We start from the raw sequence: 19965 nt of genomic DNA, 5'->3' as shown, positions 1-19965 counted from the left end.
TGAGATTAGTGATGAGCCCACTCAACAGTGTTCAAATCAATCCCTTCTTTATACATATCCCATAGAGGAGACATGTCGCGTAATTTGTTTACCGCTACACGAATTTGTGCAATCGCGTAGTCGATTTCTTCTTCCGTTGTGAAACGGCCGAATGAGAAACGTACTGAGCTGTGTGCCAGTTCATCGTTCAAACCAAGAGCACGTAGAACGTATGAAGGCTCTAGGCTTGCTGATGTACATGCTGAACCTGATGATACTGCTAGGTCTTTTAGAGACATAAGCAGAGACTCACCTTCAACGAAAGCGAAGCTCACGTTTAGGTTATGTGGTACACGTTGGTCTAAATCGCCGTTTACGGTTACCGCTTCTAGATCTTGAACACCTTTTAATAGGCGCTCACGAAGTGCTAGTGCGTGATCGTAATCTTTCTGCATGTCTTGTTTAGCGATAGCAAAAGCTTCGCCCATACCCACGATTTGGTGAGTAGCAAGCGTACCAGAACGGAAACCACGTTCATGACCGCCACCGTGCATTTGCGCTTCTAGGCGAATACGTGGCTTACGACGAACGTACAAAGCACCGATACCTTTAGGACCATATACTTTGTGTGCAGACATAGAGATAAGATCAACTTTCATCTCTTTTACGTCTAGTGGGATTTTACCCGCAGACTGAGCCGCATCAACGTGGAAGATGATCTTACGTGAACGACATAACTCGCCGATCGCAGCGATATCTTGGATTACACCAATTTCGTTGTTTACGTGCATGATAGAAACTAAAACAGTATCTTCACGCATTGCAGCTTGTAGCTTATCTAGATCGATAATGCCGTTTGCTTCTGGCTCTAGGTATGTCACCTCAAAGCCTTCACGTTCTAGTTGACGGCATGGATCAAGAACTGCTTTGTGTTCTGTTTTACACGTAATTACGTGCTTACCTTTCTTCTCATAAAAGTGCGCTGCACCTTTAATCGCAAGGTTGTCTGACTCTGTTGCACCTGACGTGAAAACAATTTCACGTGGGTCTGCATTTAGTAGATCGGCAATTTGCTCACGAGCATTATCTACTGATTCTTCTGCCTGCCAGCCATAACGGTGTGAACGAGACGCAGGGTTACCGAAGTTACCATCCATCGTCATGCACTGAACCATCTTTTCAGCAACACGTGGATCGACTGGGCATGTAGCTGAATAGTCAAAGTAAATAGGCAGTTTCATTTTCTACTCCAATGTAAAAACTGACCGCTAAGAGCGGGCATTAACACCGTGAGGTGCTGCACTAATCGTTGTAGTGCTCGTATTTTTTTGTGCAAAACCATTATTAACCGCAAGATCAATGTCTTGACGATCGGAAATCTGTAAAACTTCGTTATCTTTCATTAGCTCACCGAGCGTAATGTCATTTAAGAAACTGCTAATACGGGAGCTTAAATCACGCCATAAAGTGTGAGTTAAACAACGACTGCCACCTTGGCAATCAGCTCTACCGTGACACTTAGTTGCATCGACTGATTCGTCCACTGCTGCAATCACAGTTCCGACAGCGATCTCGCTCGCTTCAGCACCAAGGCGGTAACCACCACCAGGACCACGAACACTAGCAACTAAGCCAGCTTTACGTAACTTAGAAAATAGCTGTTCTAAGTACGATAACGAAATACCCTGTCGCTCTGAAATATCAGCCAGAGGAACTGGGCTTTTTTGCGAATGCAGCGCTACATCTAACATAGCTGTTACTGCATATCTTCCTTTGGATGTAAGTTTCATATCACACCGTATCCACATTGTTTATGTGGTTGGAATTTTCCCATACCTGACTAAATCGGTCAAGTATTTAGTTGACTATTTTAGTCAGGTATTCACCCTTAGCTATTGTACGGGCTTTATTTATCTTTATTGCTTTTCTCAATAGAGGTCAAAATACCACGTAGAGTATTGATCTCTTGCAGTTCTGGACGAGCTCGGCTAAATAGACGACGCAGCTTGTTCATTACCTGGCCAGGCTTATCCTTAGAGATAAATTGGGTATCAATGATCACTTTTTCAAGGTGTTCATAGAACATTTCTAGTTCTTCGTGACGAGGATACTCATCTTGTTGCTGCGGCTGATATTGGCTAGCGACCATATCAAGGTGTGCTACGCGAACTTCATAGCTCAGCGTCTGTACCGCCATTGCTAAGTTCAGTGAACTGTATTCAGGGTTCGCTGGAATGCATACATGATAATGACACTTTTGTAATTCATCATTTGTTAAACCTGTACGTTCACGGCCGAAGACTAACGCTACAGGGTGTTTTTGACCTTCAACTGCAAACTTTTGTCCACATTCACGAGGCTCAAGCATTGGCCATTCAAGCGTGCGTGAACGCGCACTCGAGCCCACCACCAAACCACAGTCTTTTACGGCTTCATCCAGTGTAGAAACAATCGTCGCATTTTCTGCGATGTCACCTGCACCTGCTGCCAGTGCTAAGGTCTGCTCGTCAACTTCACATTGAGGGTCGACAAGAACCAATTGACTCAAACCCATCACTTTCATTGCGCGAGCTGCTGATCCGATATTTCCCGAATGAGACGTACCAACCAGAACGACTTTTACATTGTCTAACATGCTATATGACACCACTTTAAAAATAATCGCGAGATATTAACACATAGCTAAGTAAAATGGTCAGACCCTTCTCGGAATGTGAATCCAAGAGTTCAAAAAACAACCACTTCCCTTTTGCAAAAAATTTGGTATACTCGCCGCCGCTTTAAACTGTTCTTTAACATCTTGTGGGAAAAACCTATGCATCCAATGCTAAACATTGCGATACGCGCTGCGCGTAAAGCTGGCAACCATATTGCTAAATCTCTAGAAACAACTGATAAGATCGAAACGTCTCTAAAAGGTAACAACGATTACGTTACTAACATTGCTCAAGAAGCTGAGTACATGATTATTGAGACAATCAAATCATCTTACCCAGAGCACAGCATTATTTCTGAAGAGTCAGGCCTGACTGAAGGTAAAGACTCTGATGTACAATGGATCGTTGACCCACTAGATGGCACCAACAACTTTGTAAAAGGTTTCCCTCACTTCTCAGTATCTATCGCTGTTCGCATGAACGGTCGTACAGAAGTTGCTTGTGTTTATGATCCAATGCTAAACGAGCTTTTCACAGCTCAACGTGGCGCTGGCGCACAACTTAACAACGCTCGTATGCGTGTTACTCAACTTAAAGACCTTCAAGGTACTGTTCTTGCTACTGGCTTCCCATTCAAGCAAAAACAACATTCTGAATCTTTCATGAAAATCATCACTGGTCTATTCGTTGACTGTGCTGACTTCCGTCGTACTGGTTCTCCAGCTCTTGACCTATGTTACCTAGCAGCTGGCCGTGTCGATGGTTACCTAGAACTAGGCCTTAAGCCATGGGATCTAGCAGCTGGCGATCTAATCGCTCGTGAAGCTGGTGCTATCATGACTGACTTTGCTGGCGGTACTGATTACATGACTTCTGGTAATGTTGTTGCTTCAAGCGCACGTGGTGTTAAGTCTATTCTTAAGCACGTTCGTGAGAACGCAAACGAAGGTATGCTGAAGTAATTCAGGCCTACGTTAAAGCTCTCTTATAGCAGAGCGTAGAAATTCTAAAGCCTCGCGATTGCGGGGCTTTTTTGTATCAGCTATTCGAGCTACAAGCTACAAGCTACAAGCTACAAGCTACAAGCTACAAGCTACAAGCTACAAGCTACAAGCTACAAGCTACAAGCTACAAGCTACAAGCTACAAGCTACAAGCTACAAGCTACAAGCAGGGTGGCGCTTAGTTACATTGAGTGCAACTCACTTCAACGTTAAATTGCAATGAGCTCAACCACAAAATACAGGTGTAAAAAAACCGCTAGTTGCCTAGCGGTTTTTTTGGTTTATCGAAACAGTTTAAGCCGAGGCTTAAGGCATCTCGTTAAACTCTTCACCTTCTTTTTCCACTTGTGGTGGCATTAGGTGTTCACGCGTAATACCCAACTTCATAGCTAGTGCTGATGCAACGTAGATAGAAGAGTAAGTACCAACCGTAATACCCAATAGAAGTGCAGTCGCGAAACCGTGAATCATAGCACCACCCTGTACAAACAGAGCGATAACCACGAACAACGTCGTACCAGAAGTAATCAAAGTACGGCTCAATGTTTGTGTGATTGAGCTGTTCAATACTTCAGGCGCTTCGCCTTTACGCATCTTACGGAAGTTCTCACGAATACGGTCAAATACCACTATGGTATCGTTGAGGGAGTAACCGACCACCGTCAGCAAGGCTGCCACGATAGTAAGGTCTACCTCAATTTGCATTAGAGAGAACACTCCGAGTGTGATGATAACGTCGTGTGCTAGGGCTAATACAGCACCTGCCGCCAATCGCCATTCAAATCGCACTGATACGTAGATCAAGATACAGATCAGAGAAACTAAGATCGCAAGACCACCAGCTTCTGTTAGTTCATCACCCACGTTTGGACCAACGAACTCGATACGACGCATCTCAACTTGCTCACCAGTACCATCTTTAATCGCAGACAGGATTTGGTTACCAAGCGTTTCGCCCGCAACACCGTCACGTGGACGTAGACGAACCATTACCTCACGCGCAGAACCAAAGTTCTGAACCGTAGCATCACCAAAGCCTTCAGCTTCTAGTGCACTTCGGATATCGGGTAGGTTTGCAGGCTCCTCAAAACCCACTTCAATCAGAGTACCGCCGGTAAAATCTAGACCCCAGTTCAACGATTTCGTTGTTAGGGTGAAGATAGCAGTACCAATCATCAAGATAGAGAATACAAAGGCAACCTTTGACCAACGCATAAAGTCGATCATTTTTTCTGCTTTTAGAATCTGAAACATATTAATTCCTAGCCTTAGATCGACAGTTTCTTAACACGTTTACCGCCATACATCAGGTTCACGATACAACGTGTTCCGATAATAGCTGTAAACATTGAAGTCAAGATACCGATTGATAACGTTACCGCGAAGCCTTTAATCGCACCTGTGCCGACAGCAAATAGAATGATTGCTGTTAGTAATGTGGTGATGTTGGCATCGGCGATTGTACTAAATGCGTTTGCATAACCTTGGTGAATCGCTTGTTGTGGACTGCGTCCATCTCGAAGTTCTTCACGTATACGCTCAAAGATAAGAACGTTGGCATCGACAGCCATACCGACCGTCAATACGATACCGGCAATACCTGGTAGCGTCATTGTCGCGCCAGGAATCATCGACATCACACCAATAATCAACACTAAGTTAGCCATCAGAGCGACGTTCGCAATCAAACCGAAAGTACGGTAGTAAAGCAGTGTAAACAGCATTACTGCAGCCATACCCCAAACCATCGCCATGATACCCATATCGATGTTTTGTTGACCCATAGATGGACCAATTGTACGTTCTTCTACAATCGAGATAGGCGCAATCAATGCACCAGCACGTAGTAGAAGTGCCAAGTTATGAGCTTCCGCCGTTGAGTCGATACCTGTAATACGGAAGTTACGGCCAAGCGCAGATTGAATCGTCGCTTGGTTAATCACTTCTTCGTGCTTACTTAGGATCACTCGACCTTCAGGTGTTTTACGACCACTGTCTTTGTACTCTGCAAATACGGTTGCCATTAGCTTACCGATATTTTGACGAGAGAATGTAGACATCTTGCTACCACCTTCGCTGTCTAGCGAGATGTTAACTTGTGGGCGACCATATTCATCAACACTTGAGCTTGCATCTGTAATGCTAGAACCGCCTAAGATAACGCGCTTCTTAAGTACCACAGGACGACCATCACGGTCTTGCTTGATTTCACTACCAGCAGGAGCACGACCAGAAGCTGCAGCGGCCAAATCGGCACTGCTGTCCACTTCACGGAATTCAAGAGTCGCGGTTGCGCCTAAAATTTCTTTAGCACGAGCCGTGTCTTGAACGCCTGGCAATTCCACTACGATACGGCTAGCACCTTGACGTTGAACCAAAGGCTCAGCAACACCAAGTTCGTTAACACGGTTACGTAGAATGGTAATGTTTTGCTCTACCGCGTAGTTGCGGATTTCTTGAAGGCGAGTTTCAGTGAAGTTAGCAATCAAAGAGAAACGACCGTTAGATTCTGAATCTACGAACGTCATATCTTGGTGCTTAGATTGCAGTAGCGATTTTGCTTCAGCAAGCTGCTCTTCGTTACGCAGAATCACTTCCACGGCATCTTTACCCGATGGGCGAATAGCACGGTAACGGATTTTTTCTTCACGAAGTTCGCTACGGAACGCTTCTTCTTGTTGGCCAACTAGCTTTTCCATTGCAGCGTCCATATCCACTTCCATTAAGAAGTGAACACCACCACGTAGGTCAAGACCCAGTTTCATTGGTGCAGCACCAATAGATTCAAGCCAATCAGGAGTTGAAGCAGCTAGGTTTAAAGCAACGATAACGTCATCGCCTAGTGCTTCTGTGATGATATCACGGGCACTGATTTGCGTATCTGTATCGTTAAAGCGAACAAGAATGGAACCGTTCTCTAGAGCAACGGATTTAGTAGAAAGGCTCTTTGCTTCAAGAGCGTCGGTGACAGCATCCAGCGTAGACAGATCTACAGAGGCGCCGCGCGCCCCTGTAACTTGAACTGCCGGATCTTCACCGTATATATTTGGAAGTGCGTACAACGCAGCGATAGCGATGGCAAACATCACCATCAAATACTTCCATAACGGATAACGGTTTAGCACAGCGAGGATCCTCTAGCTGTTTATAGAGATTTCAGAGTACCTTTTGGTAGCACTGCTGTAACGAAATCTTTCTTGATAACGACTTCGTTGTTTGCGTTCAGTTCGATAGCAACGTAGTCGCTGTCTTCTGCAATCTTAGTAATCTTACCAATCAGACCGCCGCTCGTTAGAACTTCATCGCCTTTGCCCATAGAAGACATAAGATTTTTATGCTCTTTTACGCGCTTAGCTTGTGGACGGTAGATCATGAAGTAGAAGATCACAGCGAACATACCTAGCATGATAAGCATTTCGAAACCGCCGCCTGCTGGTGCACCTTCTACTGCTGCGTGAGCTTGAGAAATAAACATTAAAAACATCCTCTATTATATTTTAGTAATTGTTTGTCTAATTGGGTTGCATCCCTTTATTTTCAAGCCCCATCACTCGGAAGAGAGATAGGGCTCGCAAAAAAGAAATACTAAGATTCTTTACCTAGTGGTGGCACTTCACGCCCCATTCTTGCGTAAAACTCAGCAACGAACTCTTCAAAACGGTCTTCATCAATAGATTGACGAATGTCTGACATGATTCGTTGGTAGAAACGCAGGTTATGGATAGTGTTTAGTCTTGCACCTAGGATTTCATTACAGCGATCCAAATGATGTAAGTAAGACTTACTGTAGTTCTTACAAGTGTAACAGTCACAATCTGAATCTAGTGGTGTTGTATCCGTTTTATGCTTCGCATTACGGATCTTGATCACACCTTCAGTCACAAACAAGTGGCCGTTACGTGCATTTCGCGTTGGCATAACACAGTCAAACATGTCGATACCACGACGAACACCTTCAACTAAGTCTTCAGGTTTGCCTACACCCATCAGGTAACGTGGCTTATCTTCAGGTAGTTGAGGACATGTGTGCTCAAGAATACGGTGCATGTCTTCTTTTGGTTCGCCTACTGCTAGGCCGCCAACAGCGTAACCATCAAAACCAATTTCTGTTAGGCCTTTAACGGATACATCACGAAGGTCTTCGTATACGCCACCTTGAACGATACCGAATAGTGAGTTCGGATTTTCTTGCTTATCAAAGTGATTGCGTGAACGCTGAGCCCAACGAAGAGACATCTCCATTGAATCTTTAGCTTCTTTGTGCGTTGCTGGATAAGGCGTACATTCGTCAAAGATCATTACGATGTCTGAACCTAGATCCTTTTGGATTTCCATCGACTTTTCAGCGTCCATGAAGATCTTGTCACCGTTTACAGGGTTACGGAAGTGAACACCCTCTTCAGTGATTTTACGCGTAGCACCTAGGCTGAAGACTTGGAAACCGCCTGAATCAGTCAGAATCGGGCCTTTCCAGTTCATGAAATCGTGCAAATCACCGTGCAGTTTCATGATTTCTTGGCCAGGGCGTAACCATAGGTGGAATGTGTTACCTAATAGGATCTCAGCACCGGTGTCTTTTACTTCTTCAGGCGTCATACCTTTTACAGTACCGTAAGTACCTACAGGCATGAATGCTGGTGTTTCAACGGTACCGCGTTCAAACTGAAGTTGACCACGACGTGCGCCGCTATTAGTTTTTTTAAGTTCGTATTTTAATTTCACGAAGCCTCCAATATGCCAGAGAAACAATCTGACTGTTAATTCAGAACCTGAAGCTAAACATAAGTTCAATCTAGCGAGTTCTATGAGGAGCGGTCGCGTATTCCTTGCGAGAGATTAGACAGTGACCTGCCCGACTCCTAGCCTACTGCTAGCACTCGTAAACATTTTGTATCTATTGGTGAGTCTATTAGCTCACCAAGCTTAAAGCTTTAAACTATGCTGTTTTCTTGTTGATGAACATGGCATCGCCATAGCTGAAGAAACGATATTCGCTCTTCACTGCGTGATCGTATGCACCCATCACATTGTCATAACCAGCAAATGCACTCACCAGCATAATCAGTGTTGATTCTGGTAAGTGGAAATTAGTAATCAAGCAATCTACTAGCTGATATTCATAACCAGGGAAGATGAAGATTTCTGTATCACCAAAGAAAGGAACGAGCTCAGTGCCTTTTTTCAGTGCGTCTTGCGCTGCACTTTCTAACGAACGTACTGATGTTGTACCAACAGCGATAATACGGCCGCCACGTGCTTTTGCAGCAGCTACGGCATCAACCACTTCTTGCGGCACTTCAACGTACTCAGCATGCATGTGGTGATCATTGATGTTGTCCACTTTTACGGGCTGGAATGTACCAGCACCAACATGAAGCGTCACGTAAGCAAACTCAACACCTTTTTCTTTCATGCCAGCCATTAACTTGTCATCAAAATGAAGGCCAGCTGTTGGCGCAGCAACTGCACCCGGCTTTTCATTATAGACAGTCTGGTAGCGCTCTTTATCGGCATCTTCATCTGGACGATCGATATAAGGCGGTAATGGCATGTGACCAACGTTGTTTAGAATATCTAAAACGCTTTGATCGGATGTGAAATGGATTTCAAATAACGCATCGTGACGCGCCACCATTTCAGCTTCATATTCATCGTTCTCACCAAGGAACAACTTAGTGCCCGGCTTTGGTGATTTAGAACAACGAACATGCGCCAGAATGCTTTTCTCATCCAACATACGCTCAACAAGCACTTCAAGCTTACCGCCTGATGCCTTGCGACCGAATACGCGAGCAGGAATAACACGCGTGTTATTGAAAACGACAAGATCACCTGGTTCAACCAAGTCTAAAACGTCTTTAAACGAACCATCAGCTAGGTTGCCATTATTACCGTCTAATTTAAGCAGTCGGCTTGCTGTACGCTCTTCTTGAGGGTAGCGAGCAATGAGTTCATCTGGTAGGTCAAAGTGAAAATCTGAAACTTGCATGTGTCTAATCTTGTCTTAGTTGATGAGGTTTGTATCGTTGTCGAATCATAAATAGCTGCCGCTAATAAACCGTTACCGTTAGGAAATAGCTACCGTAAACAGATCGTAGGCGCGACTAAAAATTTCGCAGTGGGCTAGTATAGGCACACGAGCCGCAATAGCAAGGTTTACAGCAATGGATTATTGTAAAGAGGCGTAAAATAATGCTACCGAATCAGCTATCGAACCCAATGAAATAGTTATGTAAAACTCGCCCCAAAATGCGTCAGATCTCAGTTATTTTTTTGATAAAAAACTATAGTCATAGCAACAAATAAAAAAATAAGGAGGTTCGTATGATCAAGGTTGAAGATATGATGACTCGCAACCCTCATACTCTATTGCGTTCACATTCACTGGCCGATGCTAAGCACATGATGGAAGCGCTTGATATCCGCCATATTCCTGTTGTAGATGCCGACAGAAAGCTACTTGGTGTTGTCACACAACGAGACGTTCTTGCCGCTCAAGAATCCAGCCTACAAAATATCCCACAAGCTCAATCTTTTACCCTTTCAACACCACTCAACGACATCATGCACAAAAGCGTTATGTCGGTAGAGCCACGTGCGGGTTTAAAAGAGTCAGCTATCTATATGCAGAAACACAAAGTGGGCTGTTTACCTGTCGTAGAAAACTACGAATTAGTGGGGATTATCACCGACAGTGATTTCGTCACAATAGCGATTAACTTGCTGGAACTACAAGAAGAAGTAGAACCGGAAGAAGCTGAAGTAGAGTAACGCTCGGAAGCTATAGAAAGAGCCTCATAAAACTATGAGGCTCAAAGTTAGGTTATTTATGTTGTTATAAAGGACCAGATTCGCCGCTACAAATTGAGGTACGTCGAGCCTTCAGGTTGTGCTGCACTATAATTTGGATATCATCAATCGCTTCAGTTTCAACAATGTCACCATATTCGTCACCTAACTGAAGAGACAACCTCCACCCTGAAGCTGCTACACTTCTCTCTTTAAATGAATAAGTTGGGTTAAGGAGCTCTTTATTATCATGATAGCCAGTCATGATATTAGCGCTCATATGCTGTTTAAAACTGCTTTTAGATACAACACCGTTATTGGAAATATCCGAAAAACGTGTTGAATAATGAATCAAATCTTCTTTAAGCCCTTCGCCATCGTCAGTTAACATTCCTGGAATACGGCTACGCATGTAGTTATTACCACCATAAGTAAGAAGTGCGCGAGTTGCAGATTCACCCGATATGTCATAATTGATTGCAAGGTTAATCGAAATCCCGTCAATTTTATCCGAGTAATTCCCAGCAACTTCTAAACACATCTCATCATCTTCGTTGCCAAGTATCGGGCCATGAAAAAGGTTCGTTTTAGGAAAATGTTTCACGGTACTGAACTCTACAGTTAACCATTTATCAAAGCCAAAGTTACGAGAAAGCAGCTTTAACTTTGCGTTAAACGCTTCATCTGCAGTCAACATATCTCCGCTACCATCAGGAGCAGGATAGTAAATGGTTTTCCCACCATGATTATCGATGTAACCGAAAATATGTTCCTTTAGGGAAATAACATCCGTCACTTTCTGGCCGAATGGCGTATACCTCTTATCGTCAAAACGCTTTAATGCATCTAAGTAAGCGGCTGATTGCTGTGTATCTTGGAGCTTAAACACAAAGTTTTTATCAAAACCCTCAAGGCGATCATAAAACGACTCCTGCCATTTATACTCAAGTGCTTGTACAGCATAAAAAAGCCATTCTTGAAGGTTAGAGAACTGTGATTCAGCTCGAGAGGTTTCAACGGTCAACGCACTGAAATTCAGCGGATTAGCATAAGAGCGTTCAGATTTAAGATGTTCATTTTGTTCTATTTGAGCAACCAAACGCTGAGCTTCTGCACTAAAGGCTACCAATCTATCGGCATCATCAACTAAATTAGAAAGCGACTTAGCCATATCAGCTTTAGCAGTTTCTAGCTCTAACGTTAGTTCCTTAATCCGACCTTCTGTAAAGACATCTAATTGTTCTGCTCGTAAACCTTTGATTCTTGAACGCTCGAGCAAAGCCAACTTCTGAATATATAATTCAGCTTCAAGAGAGCTTCCCTTCAAAGCGCCTTGTAAGCTTTCAATAGCAGAAAATGTCGATGACAAGTCGGTGGAACCGGTATCATTCAAAAAGCGGCCTAAGATATCAAGAGAGCGCTTAACTTCTTCGGAAGACAGCACTGAATTCATATCCAAAGTCGACTTTCGGCTTTCATCAATTAAGCTTTTGAAAGGAATATCATTAAGACCCAACTTAACCGTAAACTCATCGATCGCATTGTTAACATCCTTATCTTGCTCAATACGTTCAATTTCTATCGATATATTTTTCAATACCTCACTATGAACTCTATAGGCTCGTTCAACTTCGGTCTTTGTAGCTTGAACGCTTTTCAACTGGTAACCGATTAAGCTTCCTTTACGTTGACTCTCGGTCTGTTCTTTACAAGGTCTAGCATCCGAGTCGACCGAACATCCGAGTAAAGTAAACAATCTTGCCTTTAATCGGTCATTTGCTTGAGCGAAGTTTCGTGTAAATGAATCCAATTGGTAGTGGTAATCAACACGCTCTTTTTGAGCTTTATTCAATGAATACTCTAATGAGTGTGACATCCCACCTAACACTTTTTCCAAAGACTCGAATGAGCTGTTTTCAACATTATCTTGTGAGTTGTAATCAGGCATCAACATGACAAAATCATCAGGCAGCCCTAAATAGTTAGGTCCACCTTCGAGCCAGTTGGCTACAGATTTCAATTCAACAATGTTGCCTTTAAATTTATCAAGCTCAGAGGACAACATTATATGGGTATAGGAATCAGCGCCTAACAAACGACGTAGCTGCTTCTCTTGTAAAGAAACTCGCTCAAGCAGTAAGCTTGCTTCATATGCAAGCTTAGATTTTTGCTCTGCAGAGCTCGCCGATACTGCCTTTAATTTACTGAGTTGTAATTGCTGAGACAATAACTCATTCATTAACTGATAAGCTAATAAAGCATCTTTATAACCTGTAATTAAAAGGTCTTCTTGATATACCGGTAATGACTGTCCTTTGTCATTTAGGTATCGAGCGCTTTTTACATCACGAAATGGCTGCGCACTAGCAAATGTTTGAGGGTGGTTTTCGATCAACTTCCAATAGTCATCAAAAGCACTTAATAGAATATCGAAAGATTGTTGACGGTACTTTTCTACAGTTGAGGTGCTCGCTTGCTCAATCCATTGTATTCTAGCTTGGTCAGTAGAACGATTAGCCAAAATAAAATCTGCTGTAGCGCGATCATAATAAATATCAAAAAGTACCGCTTCTAAATCTTCCATGTCGGAAGTTTCGATAACGAGGTTTTCAATAGTTTCAACTGCATCGTCAGCTTGACGTTTTTCTTTATTTCCCCACAAAGAATCGAAACGAGTTCCTTCTCTACCTTCAGATATTGCGACAATAATTTTGCCACTTTTGGGTTCAAGAGTGTACATACGCTCTAAGTAACGAAAAGTAGTCAAACTCTTTGCTTCAGAGCTATTGGCATATTGGGGATACAACGCAGCCAAAGTCTCATCTATTACAGTTGCAGAATCACTTTGAGATAACTGAATTAACGTGTCTTTACTTATATTTTCTGTAGCACTAACCGCACTCGACAATAATATTAAGGGTATAAGAAGCCCTACCAAACTGTGTTTAGTATCATTCATAATTTTTCTTTTGATTTTTATTTTTAATTAATGGGTAAATAGCACCAAAACTATTTACCCCGACCTAATTATTCGACTTTACCCTCTTCGATTTACATTAGTCCTTCGAACTTCTACCACTACAACAGAAATTGAAAATATTGCTCTGACACTTACGTTAGTAACGTCAAACCATTGGAAGTAGAAATAAAAGATAACTATTAATAAAATCAGCCACTAACATCATAGAAAGTGGTAAATACACACAATTTTTAGGCGTTAGTATCATGAGGGTAATACGAATAACTAGGTTAACTATCCATAGAAAAAATGTGACATCAACATTTATAAATTCAATTTATCATTAACCTAACACTGCTCACGTTTACTAATCATTGGAGTGATAAAAAAGATAATAAAATCGACTTTAAACCAACCATACTATCAATATTGATTGATAGTATGGTTGGTTTAATAAGAAGAACGCCTTAACTAACCGCTCAAAGATAGGGGTAATACGTAGGTGTCGACGACAGTCTTTTAAAGCAACTCAGAAACCACATCGGCTAATTGGTGGAAGGTTTCGCGGCGTGATGAGCTTGGACGCCAAACCAGGCCGATATCGCGGTACGCTTGCTGACCTGGGGGGTCGATAACCACGAGGTTCTGATTCTCAAGTAAGCCGTGATCGATCGCCATTTGCGGGATAAAGGTAGTACCTAAACCATTGGCTACCATTTGAACCAATGTGTGAAGGCTCGTAGCCGTAAATGGATTGATCTTCTCTTTATCCGTTAACTTACACGCTGATACCGCGTGCTCGGTTAGGCAGTGTTCATTTTCTAGTAGGAATACAGACTCGTCTGGCAGGTCATCGTATTTAATCGGGACACGAATGCCATCTGCTTGATTGCGACTGATCACCATTCTGAACGGGTCTTGCCCAACAACTTTACTCTCCATGTTGTCAATATCGACAGGCAGCGCCAGAATCAACACATCCAACTCACCATGACGCAATGCAGCTAATAAGTTAGTTGTCGTGTCTTCACGTAACAGTAAGTTCAACTGTGGGAAACGATGGTTGGCTTCTTGGACCAAATCACACAAAAGGAATGGAGCAATGGTAGGAATACACCCAACTCGTAGCTGGCCTTGCATCGCATCCCCATTACATAGGTTTCCAAGTTCAACCAAGTCTTGCCCTTTCGCCAATAACTCACGGCCGTGCTTCACCACCAGCTCTCCCGCTTGAGTGAAAACGAGTGGACTCTTTTTATCTTTCTTCTCATAGAGAGGACAACCAATCAGCTCTTCTAGGTTTTGAATGCCTTTACTTAGCGTCGATTGACTCACGAAGCAGCGATCCGCAGCGTCGCTAAAGTGACGGGTTTCGTGAAGCGTAACAAGATAGTGAAGTTGCTTAAGACTTGGCCATTTATTCATGAAATTACTTTGTAATATGAGTAGGATAAGTTACGTAAAGGTCATTTGACCTAAGGACTGGGCAAAGATTAAGCTCATCGCTTTTTTCGATTAACTTAATCTATTTAATTCGCTTTTTTCTATAGTACCGATTGTACTATAGTTTGTCCCGTAGAAACGGAGCCCAAACAAAGATGTGTTGGGCCAACTAATTTTTTAGGAGATTCCAAATGGTACTAGTAGGTCGTCAAGCCCCTGACTTTACTGCAGCAGCTGTTCTAGGTAACGGTGAGATCGTTGATAACTTCAACTTCGCAGAATTCACTAAAGGTAAGAAAGCTGTAGTTTTCTTCTACCCACTAGACTTCACTTTCGTTTGTCCTTCAGAGCTAATCGCTTTCGACAACCGTCTAGAAGATTTCCAAGCTAAAGGCGTTGAAGTAATCGGTGTTTCTATCGATTCACAATTCTCTCACAACGCATGGCGTAACACTGCTATCGCTGATGGCGGTATCGGTCAAGTTAAATACCCTCTAATTGCTGACGTTAAGCACGAGATCTGCAAAGCATACGATGTTGAGCACCCAGAAGCAGGCGTTGCTTTCCGTGGTTCTTTCCTAATCGACGCTGACGGTCTTGTACGTCACCAAGTAGTTAACGATCTTCCACTAGGTCGTAACATCGACGAAATGCTACGCATGGTAGACGCACTAAACTTCCACGAGAAGAACGGTGAAGTTTGTCCTGCACAATGGGAAGAAGGTAAATCAGGTATGGACGCATCTCCACAAGGTGTTGCAGCATTCCTATCTGAGCACGCTGACGACCTAAGCAAGTAATTACCTCTTAAGCCTGAACTCAACTCAGGTTAATGGTTGGAACATTCTCTACAAAGAGAAATAAAGCATAAGCTAATAGCGCAAAGCGCACCGCCAATCAGTTAAGAAGTAAAGTCTTATTAAAAGCCCGAAGTTAACGCTTCGGGCTTTTTTCTTTTATATCTCCACCGTATTTCCTTTCACACTCAATTGTCTCTACGGATGCACAATTGAGGTAGTTACAAACTCAAACTTTACCCCTATTTTCCTCTACCGACACCTATTCAGATTCGTCTCTAGATTGCTATTATTTCATCAGTATCTCTTAGAACGAGTAAATATGATGAATACCGAAATTGAAGTCTGTATCGATAACTTAGAATCTCTCCATAACGCACTATCTGGTGGCGCGAATAGAATCGAGCTCTGCTCGTCATTGGCATTAGGTGGACTAACACCAAGCTTTGGAATGATGAAACAAGCGGCTCGAATTTCATCGGTTCCGGTATACGCAATGATACGTCCAAGACAAGGCGACTTCATTTTCGATGCTGATGATGTGTTATGTATGCTTGACGATATCCAAGTCGCTGCCGATGCTGGTTTAAATGGTGTGGTACTGGGTGTGCTAACACCTAAAGGGGAGATTGACATGCCTGCGATGCAAATCCTCGCAACCAAGGCTCATCAACTAAAACTAGGTATCACCTTCCACCGAGCAATCGATCAACTTCAGGATTATAAAGTCGCATTAGAGCAGATTATTGAGCTTGGTTGTGAGCGTGTTTTAACGTCAGGACTGGCAAGTAATGCCGAGCAAGGAAAGAATATTCTCCAAGATATGGTCAAACTAACCCAAGGACGACTAGATATCATGGCAGGGGCGGGTGTTACCGCTGACAATGGTCATGAAATCCTTAAGCATGCCAAGGTTCAGGCTCTGCACCTATCTGCAAAATCAACAAGGCCGAGTCTAATGACACAAGCTTCAAAAGCTCAGATGGGACACGATGACGTGGACGACTACTTAATACCGGTCACGAGTAGTCAAAAGATTAAAGAACTCAGAGCTAGTCTTGATAAGTAGAAAGTCTCCGAGCACTGACTAAACACTGTTATTAGACCCCTAGTAAAAACAGGGAACTCAAGTATATTGGTAGATTCAATATGGCAACACATGGAACGTTATGGCTAAGGACCTATTCAGCTCTCTCGATTTAAACTTATTACGTACCTTTCTGGTTGTTTACCAAGAACAAAACACCAGAAAGGCAGCGGAGCGGTTATTTGTATCCCAACCAGCGGTAAGTCAGGCCTTACAGAAGCTGCGCCACCACTTTAACGATGATCTTTTCGTAAAAGTTCACCGAGGGCTCCAACCGACAGCGTTTAGTGAGCAACTCTCAGATAATATTACGCCATATTTTGACGGACTATCTATCGCTATCAATCAGTCTAATGTTTTCACTCCTTCCGAAATCGATCATGTCCTGAAAGTAGCAGTATCACCTGTCGTTATGGCTTGCCTTTCAGGCACATTATTTAAAGAAATCAAACGACAAGCGCCAAAAGCCAAACTACAATTAGTCAGCTGGAGCCAAAGTACAGCAGAAGAAATACAAAAAGGTACAGTGCAGATCGGAGTTAATTACCAGCTACCAAATTCAAGTAAAGAGATCTACGAGCAGAAATTAATTGATCTAACTGGCCGCATTTTTGTACGAAAAGATCATCCTATAACACAGTCCACCATCACTCCTCAAGATATGAGTGGTTATGAAATCGCCTCTTTAATCTCTCCAGGTTGGAACGATAATTTTAGCTACGCCTCTCGCATGTTAGACAAGTATTCTGTTGAGCACTCGATTGGGTTTCGCTCTGAGTTAGTTATGGCCTTGATCGATGTTCTTCAGCATACAGACATGTATATGCCACATTCCAATCTATTTCCAATCGAAAACTATCCGTCATTAAGGGCTATTGATGTTTTAATCGAGGGCGAACCTTATAAGTACCCTATTTTCAGCCACATCCACCTTAAAAATAGGAACAACCTGATGCACAAATGGCTATTTTCTATTATCCAAAAAGCCTTATTAGAGCAGTCTGATAAGTAAAGATTATTACTTGTATAAGTTTCTCTACTTAGCCTAAAAATAAAACACTGTTTAATATTCACTCCATCGACACGGAGTCAACATTAAATCATAGTAAGGATGCTCAATATTTAATTTATTGAGAGTGTATTCAATGAAAAAATCAATTATTGCAGTGTCACTAACTACTGTATTTTCTATTCCAGCTTTTGCTCAAGATGAAATCCATAATCCGATTTGGGGAGAAGCTGTACAGCCAACACTTCCTTCTGTAGACAATAGCGTTCCTGGAGTACCGGTTCGACCACAACCTCCAACTCCAGCTAACCCAATAGAACAAATTCCAAGCAACCCTATTGAGCTTCCAAAGCCAACACAACCGATTGAGCAAACACCAACTCAACCTCAATTACCAGTACACCCAACACTACCAGAGCCAACTCAACCACCAATGGATAATAGCCCAGAGCGACCAGCACCTGACTATGGCGATACTCCAGACATCTCTGGCCCAACGGAAGCAGAGCGTTCATCAGCACTAGAAATGAGCCAAGCGGAACTTCAAAGCAGCTTTGAAGCAATGGCTACTGAATACAACGCTAAATTCAACGACCATGCAGAGCAAATGGATGGTATTCGAGCGAGCTTACACGCGGTAACGAATGCTCGCCCATTTGTGACTAATGGCGAGTTTGCTATTGGTGCAGGTGTAGGATTTGCTGGTTCAAAAGAAGCCCTAGCACTAGGTGGCGCATATGGTGTTAATGAACAGTTAAGCGTATCAGGTACTTTCCATTACGAGACATCAGGCAAATATTCTTCTTCGGATGTAGCTGGTGGCGTTGGCGTTCAGTACAACTTTAAATAGAGCACTCTCTCCCTGCTAAGGACAGCGGGGAACCTTAAAGTGAATGGAATTCAATAAACTCGAAACAAAGCATCTTATATCAGTTCGTAAGGATACGTTTACTGAACCTTTAATAAAGAGAGTGATATGAAATTATTTACAAAAATGGTAGCCCTTATCTCAATTACTGCAGCTTCATCAGCGTACGCACAAAAAGATTATTCGGGACACCGCATTGGTTTCGGTATTGTTTCCAGTGAAGTCGATCATCTAGATTCTGATTTCTCTCGAAGCGATTTAGGAAGCGGGCTAAAGCTTGAATATGGTTATGACATTAACCGAATATTTGGTATTAACATTTCGTCAGACACGAGTAAAGATGATAATAACTTTGAAGGTTTTGAGTATGAAACTAAGGTTTCAACGATCAAAGTAGACTCGGATATCGGTTACGCATTCTTCCTAAACAAGTTTGACATCAAACCATACGGTGCCATTGGCCTAGCTCGCGTAGAAGAAAAAATTACCGTCCATTCAGGAAGCATCAAAAGCAACAGTACTTCACTGCTACTTGGTACTGGTGTAAGAGCAAACTTTAATTTCGGTCTTTATAGTGACCTACGCTTCAACTTCATCATGATGGATGATTACGATATCGATCAGCTATCTTTAACCGTTGGATACAAGTTCTAGTATTCGTTGCTAGAACGATAAACGCTTTTCTCACAATACGCTAAGATTGTGGGTCAGTGATTACAGCCCACACGTAAACATTGGTTATCACACGGATAACCAATGTTTATTAGCCTCCTTTTTCAAAGCCAATATAATATTTGCCGTTACCCAGAACGTTCAATGGGTTTACACATGGATCGACCTAATGCGAAGGAGAGCAAAACTACTTTGGTGGCACCATGAAATTAAAAACACTCCTTTTAGTCTCCGCTTTATTTTCAACATCTGCATTATCAAACGGGCTTCACTTATCTCCTGAAGTAAAAATCGGTGCTTACCATGGATTTGGAATGCAAGCAGGTATTACTGACGTCGCCAATTTAGGAGCGGTGTACTTAAGCTACTCTCATATTTGGTATGACAGTAATCGATATGACGAAACCGTAGATGCATACCGAGTTGGTATCCAAAATATGTTTGGACAAAGCAGAACACACGGCTTTCAAGCTGAGATAGGGATGGCAAGTTATGATGGAACGAAAACACCTTCCGGAGAAATTGAAGGGAAAACAGCACATGGTTTAAGTCTTGGCGGCGCGTACGTTTATCAAGCGACACCAATGCTTGGTCTACGTGCGGGGTTTGATATGAACTTTTTTGATCACAATAAAACCTACATCCCTTACGACACAGCGATTAATATCAACCTAGGTGCGACAGTCAGCTTCTAGATTGAGT

General features: G+C 42.7%; 18 protein-coding genes. 8 read left to right on the top strand and 10 right to left on the bottom strand.

Going from position 1 to position 19965, the window contains the following annotated elements:
* Positions 1-5: 5 nt before the first annotated feature.
* The 3 genes from IHV80_RS03055 to trmJ all read right to left on the bottom strand — a co-directional run bounded on the left by IHV80_RS03055 (position 6) and on the right by trmJ (position 2614).
* The gene (locus IHV80_RS03055; protein WP_192890018.1) at positions 6-1220 is read right to left on the bottom strand and encodes an IscS subfamily cysteine desulfurase; all 1215 of its coding nucleotides are present in this window, start codon (positions 1218-1220) and stop codon (positions 6-8) included.
* A gap of 27 nt (positions 1221-1247) precedes the next feature.
* A complete protein-coding gene (gene iscR / locus IHV80_RS03050) occupies positions 1248-1769 on the bottom strand; it encodes a Fe-S cluster assembly transcriptional regulator IscR (protein ID WP_192890017.1) in 522 nt (173 codons plus the stop codon).
* Between the two features lie 116 nt (positions 1770-1885).
* Positions 1886-2614: a tRNA (cytosine(32)/uridine(32)-2'-O)-methyltransferase TrmJ gene (gene trmJ / locus IHV80_RS03045; protein ID WP_192890016.1), complete on the bottom strand. Its 729-nt coding sequence runs from the start codon at positions 2612-2614 to the stop codon at positions 1886-1888.
* A gap of 180 nt (positions 2615-2794) precedes the next feature.
* On the opposite strand from trmJ, the gene suhB reads away from it, so the two are divergent.
* Entirely contained in the window at positions 2795-3598 is an 804-nt protein-coding gene (suhB, locus tag IHV80_RS03040; protein ID WP_102279638.1) for an inositol-1-monophosphatase, read from the top strand.
* A gap of 347 nt (positions 3599-3945) precedes the next feature.
* Here suhB and secF read toward each other — a convergent pair whose 3' ends face one another.
* The 5 genes from secF to queA form a co-directional block, all read right to left on the bottom strand.
* Complete coding sequence (secF, locus tag IHV80_RS03035; protein ID WP_017106487.1) at positions 3946-4893, bottom strand: protein translocase subunit SecF; 948 nt, start codon at positions 4891-4893, stop codon at positions 3946-3948.
* Between the two features lie 14 nt (positions 4894-4907).
* Positions 4908-6764, bottom strand: coding sequence for a protein translocase subunit SecD (secD, locus tag IHV80_RS03030; protein ID WP_102438021.1), 1857 nt, complete (start codon positions 6762-6764; stop codon positions 4908-4910).
* A gap of 20 nt (positions 6765-6784) precedes the next feature.
* A complete protein-coding gene (gene yajC, locus IHV80_RS03025) occupies positions 6785-7114 on the bottom strand; it encodes a preprotein translocase subunit YajC (RefSeq protein WP_192890015.1) in 330 nt (109 codons plus the stop codon).
* A gap of 110 nt (positions 7115-7224) precedes the next feature.
* A complete protein-coding gene (gene tgt / locus IHV80_RS03020) occupies positions 7225-8361 on the bottom strand; it encodes a tRNA guanosine(34) transglycosylase Tgt (protein WP_061023916.1) in 1137 nt (378 codons plus the stop codon).
* Positions 8362-8575: 214 nt separating this feature from the next.
* Positions 8576-9628, bottom strand: a complete 1053-nt coding sequence (gene queA / locus IHV80_RS03015; protein ID WP_065105028.1) for a tRNA preQ1(34) S-adenosylmethionine ribosyltransferase-isomerase QueA — start codon at positions 9626-9628, stop codon at positions 8576-8578.
* A 335-nt stretch (positions 9629-9963) separates the two neighbouring features.
* Between queA and IHV80_RS03010 the strand changes: the two genes are divergently transcribed.
* Positions 9964-10410: a CBS domain-containing protein gene (locus IHV80_RS03010; RefSeq protein ID WP_192890014.1), complete on the top strand. Its 447-nt coding sequence runs from the start codon at positions 9964-9966 to the stop codon at positions 10408-10410.
* A 64-nt stretch (positions 10411-10474) separates the two neighbouring features.
* Here IHV80_RS03010 and IHV80_RS03005 read toward each other — a convergent pair whose 3' ends face one another.
* A complete protein-coding gene (locus tag IHV80_RS03005) occupies positions 10475-13387 on the bottom strand; it encodes a hypothetical protein (RefSeq protein ID WP_192890013.1) in 2913 nt (970 codons plus the stop codon).
* A gap of 519 nt (positions 13388-13906) precedes the next feature.
* Positions 13907-14812: a hydrogen peroxide-inducible genes activator gene (locus IHV80_RS03000; RefSeq protein WP_017090958.1), complete on the bottom strand. Its 906-nt coding sequence runs from the start codon at positions 14810-14812 to the stop codon at positions 13907-13909.
* A 209-nt stretch (positions 14813-15021) separates the two neighbouring features.
* On the opposite strand from IHV80_RS03000, the gene IHV80_RS02995 reads away from it, so the two are divergent.
* The 6 genes from IHV80_RS02995 (at position 15022) to IHV80_RS02970 (ending at position 19958) form a co-directional block, all read left to right on the top strand.
* Positions 15022-15630, top strand: coding sequence for a peroxiredoxin C (locus IHV80_RS02995; RefSeq protein WP_009848275.1), 609 nt, complete (start codon positions 15022-15024; stop codon positions 15628-15630).
* A 322-nt stretch (positions 15631-15952) separates the two neighbouring features.
* Positions 15953-16696, top strand: coding sequence for a copper homeostasis protein CutC (locus tag IHV80_RS02990; RefSeq protein WP_192890714.1), 744 nt, complete (start codon positions 15953-15955; stop codon positions 16694-16696).
* 100 nt (positions 16697-16796) lie between these two features.
* A complete protein-coding gene (locus IHV80_RS02985; RefSeq protein ID WP_192890012.1) occupies positions 16797-17726 on the top strand; it encodes a LysR family transcriptional regulator in 930 nt (309 codons plus the stop codon).
* 133 nt (positions 17727-17859) lie between these two features.
* Positions 17860-18573: a YadA C-terminal domain-containing protein gene (locus tag IHV80_RS02980; RefSeq protein WP_192890011.1), complete on the top strand. Its 714-nt coding sequence runs from the start codon at positions 17860-17862 to the stop codon at positions 18571-18573.
* 126 nt (positions 18574-18699) lie between these two features.
* On the top strand, positions 18700-19245 hold the full coding sequence (locus tag IHV80_RS02975; protein ID WP_192890010.1) for a porin family protein: 546 nt from the start codon (positions 18700-18702) through the stop codon (positions 19243-19245).
* A 221-nt stretch (positions 19246-19466) separates the two neighbouring features.
* Positions 19467-19958, top strand: a complete 492-nt coding sequence (locus IHV80_RS02970; RefSeq protein ID WP_192890009.1) for a hypothetical protein — start codon at positions 19467-19469, stop codon at positions 19956-19958.
* Positions 19959-19965 lie beyond the last annotated feature (7 nt).

The sequence above is a fragment of the Vibrio bathopelagicus genome (assembly GCF_014879975.1).
In the GTDB taxonomy this organism is placed as follows: Bacteria; Pseudomonadota; Gammaproteobacteria; order Enterobacterales; family Vibrionaceae; genus Vibrio; species Vibrio bathopelagicus.
This window is presented reverse-complemented; position numbering and strand designations above follow the sequence as displayed.

Excerpts from the sequence above, each read along its gene's own strand:
- IHV80_RS03055 (WP_192890018.1), bottom strand. The coding sequence starts at position 1,220 with ATGAAACTGCCTATTTACTTTGACTATTCAGCTACATGCCCAGTCGAT.
- iscR (WP_192890017.1), bottom strand. The coding sequence starts at position 1,769 with ATGAAACTTACATCCAAAGGAAGATATGCAGTAACAGCTATGTTAGAT.
- trmJ (WP_192890016.1), bottom strand. The coding sequence starts at position 2,614 with ATGTTAGACAATGTAAAAGTCGTTCTGGTTGGTACGTCTCATTCGGGA.
- suhB (WP_102279638.1), top strand. The coding sequence starts at position 2,795 with ATGCATCCAATGCTAAACATTGCGATACGCGCTGCGCGTAAAGCTGGC.
- secF (WP_017106487.1), bottom strand. The coding sequence starts at position 4,893 with ATGTTTCAGATTCTAAAAGCAGAAAAAATGATCGACTTTATGCGTTGG.
- yajC (WP_192890015.1), bottom strand. The coding sequence starts at position 7,114 with ATGTTTATTTCTCAAGCTCACGCAGCAGTAGAAGGTGCACCAGCAGGC.
- queA (WP_065105028.1), bottom strand. The coding sequence starts at position 9,628 with ATGCAAGTTTCAGATTTTCACTTTGACCTACCAGATGAACTCATTGCT.
- IHV80_RS03010 (WP_192890014.1), top strand. The coding sequence starts at position 9,964 with ATGATCAAGGTTGAAGATATGATGACTCGCAACCCTCATACTCTATTG.
- IHV80_RS03005 (WP_192890013.1), bottom strand. The coding sequence starts at position 13,387 with ATGAATGATACTAAACACAGTTTGGTAGGGCTTCTTATACCCTTAATA.
- IHV80_RS03000 (WP_017090958.1), bottom strand. The coding sequence starts at position 14,812 with ATGAATAAATGGCCAAGTCTTAAGCAACTTCACTATCTTGTTACGCTT.
- IHV80_RS02995 (WP_009848275.1), top strand. The coding sequence starts at position 15,022 with ATGGTACTAGTAGGTCGTCAAGCCCCTGACTTTACTGCAGCAGCTGTT.
- IHV80_RS02990 (WP_192890714.1), top strand. The coding sequence starts at position 15,953 with ATGAATACCGAAATTGAAGTCTGTATCGATAACTTAGAATCTCTCCAT.
- IHV80_RS02985 (WP_192890012.1), top strand. The coding sequence starts at position 16,797 with ATGGCTAAGGACCTATTCAGCTCTCTCGATTTAAACTTATTACGTACC.
- IHV80_RS02980 (WP_192890011.1), top strand. The coding sequence starts at position 17,860 with ATGAAAAAATCAATTATTGCAGTGTCACTAACTACTGTATTTTCTATT.
- IHV80_RS02975 (WP_192890010.1), top strand. The coding sequence starts at position 18,700 with ATGAAATTATTTACAAAAATGGTAGCCCTTATCTCAATTACTGCAGCT.
- IHV80_RS02970 (WP_192890009.1), top strand. The coding sequence starts at position 19,467 with ATGAAATTAAAAACACTCCTTTTAGTCTCCGCTTTATTTTCAACATCT.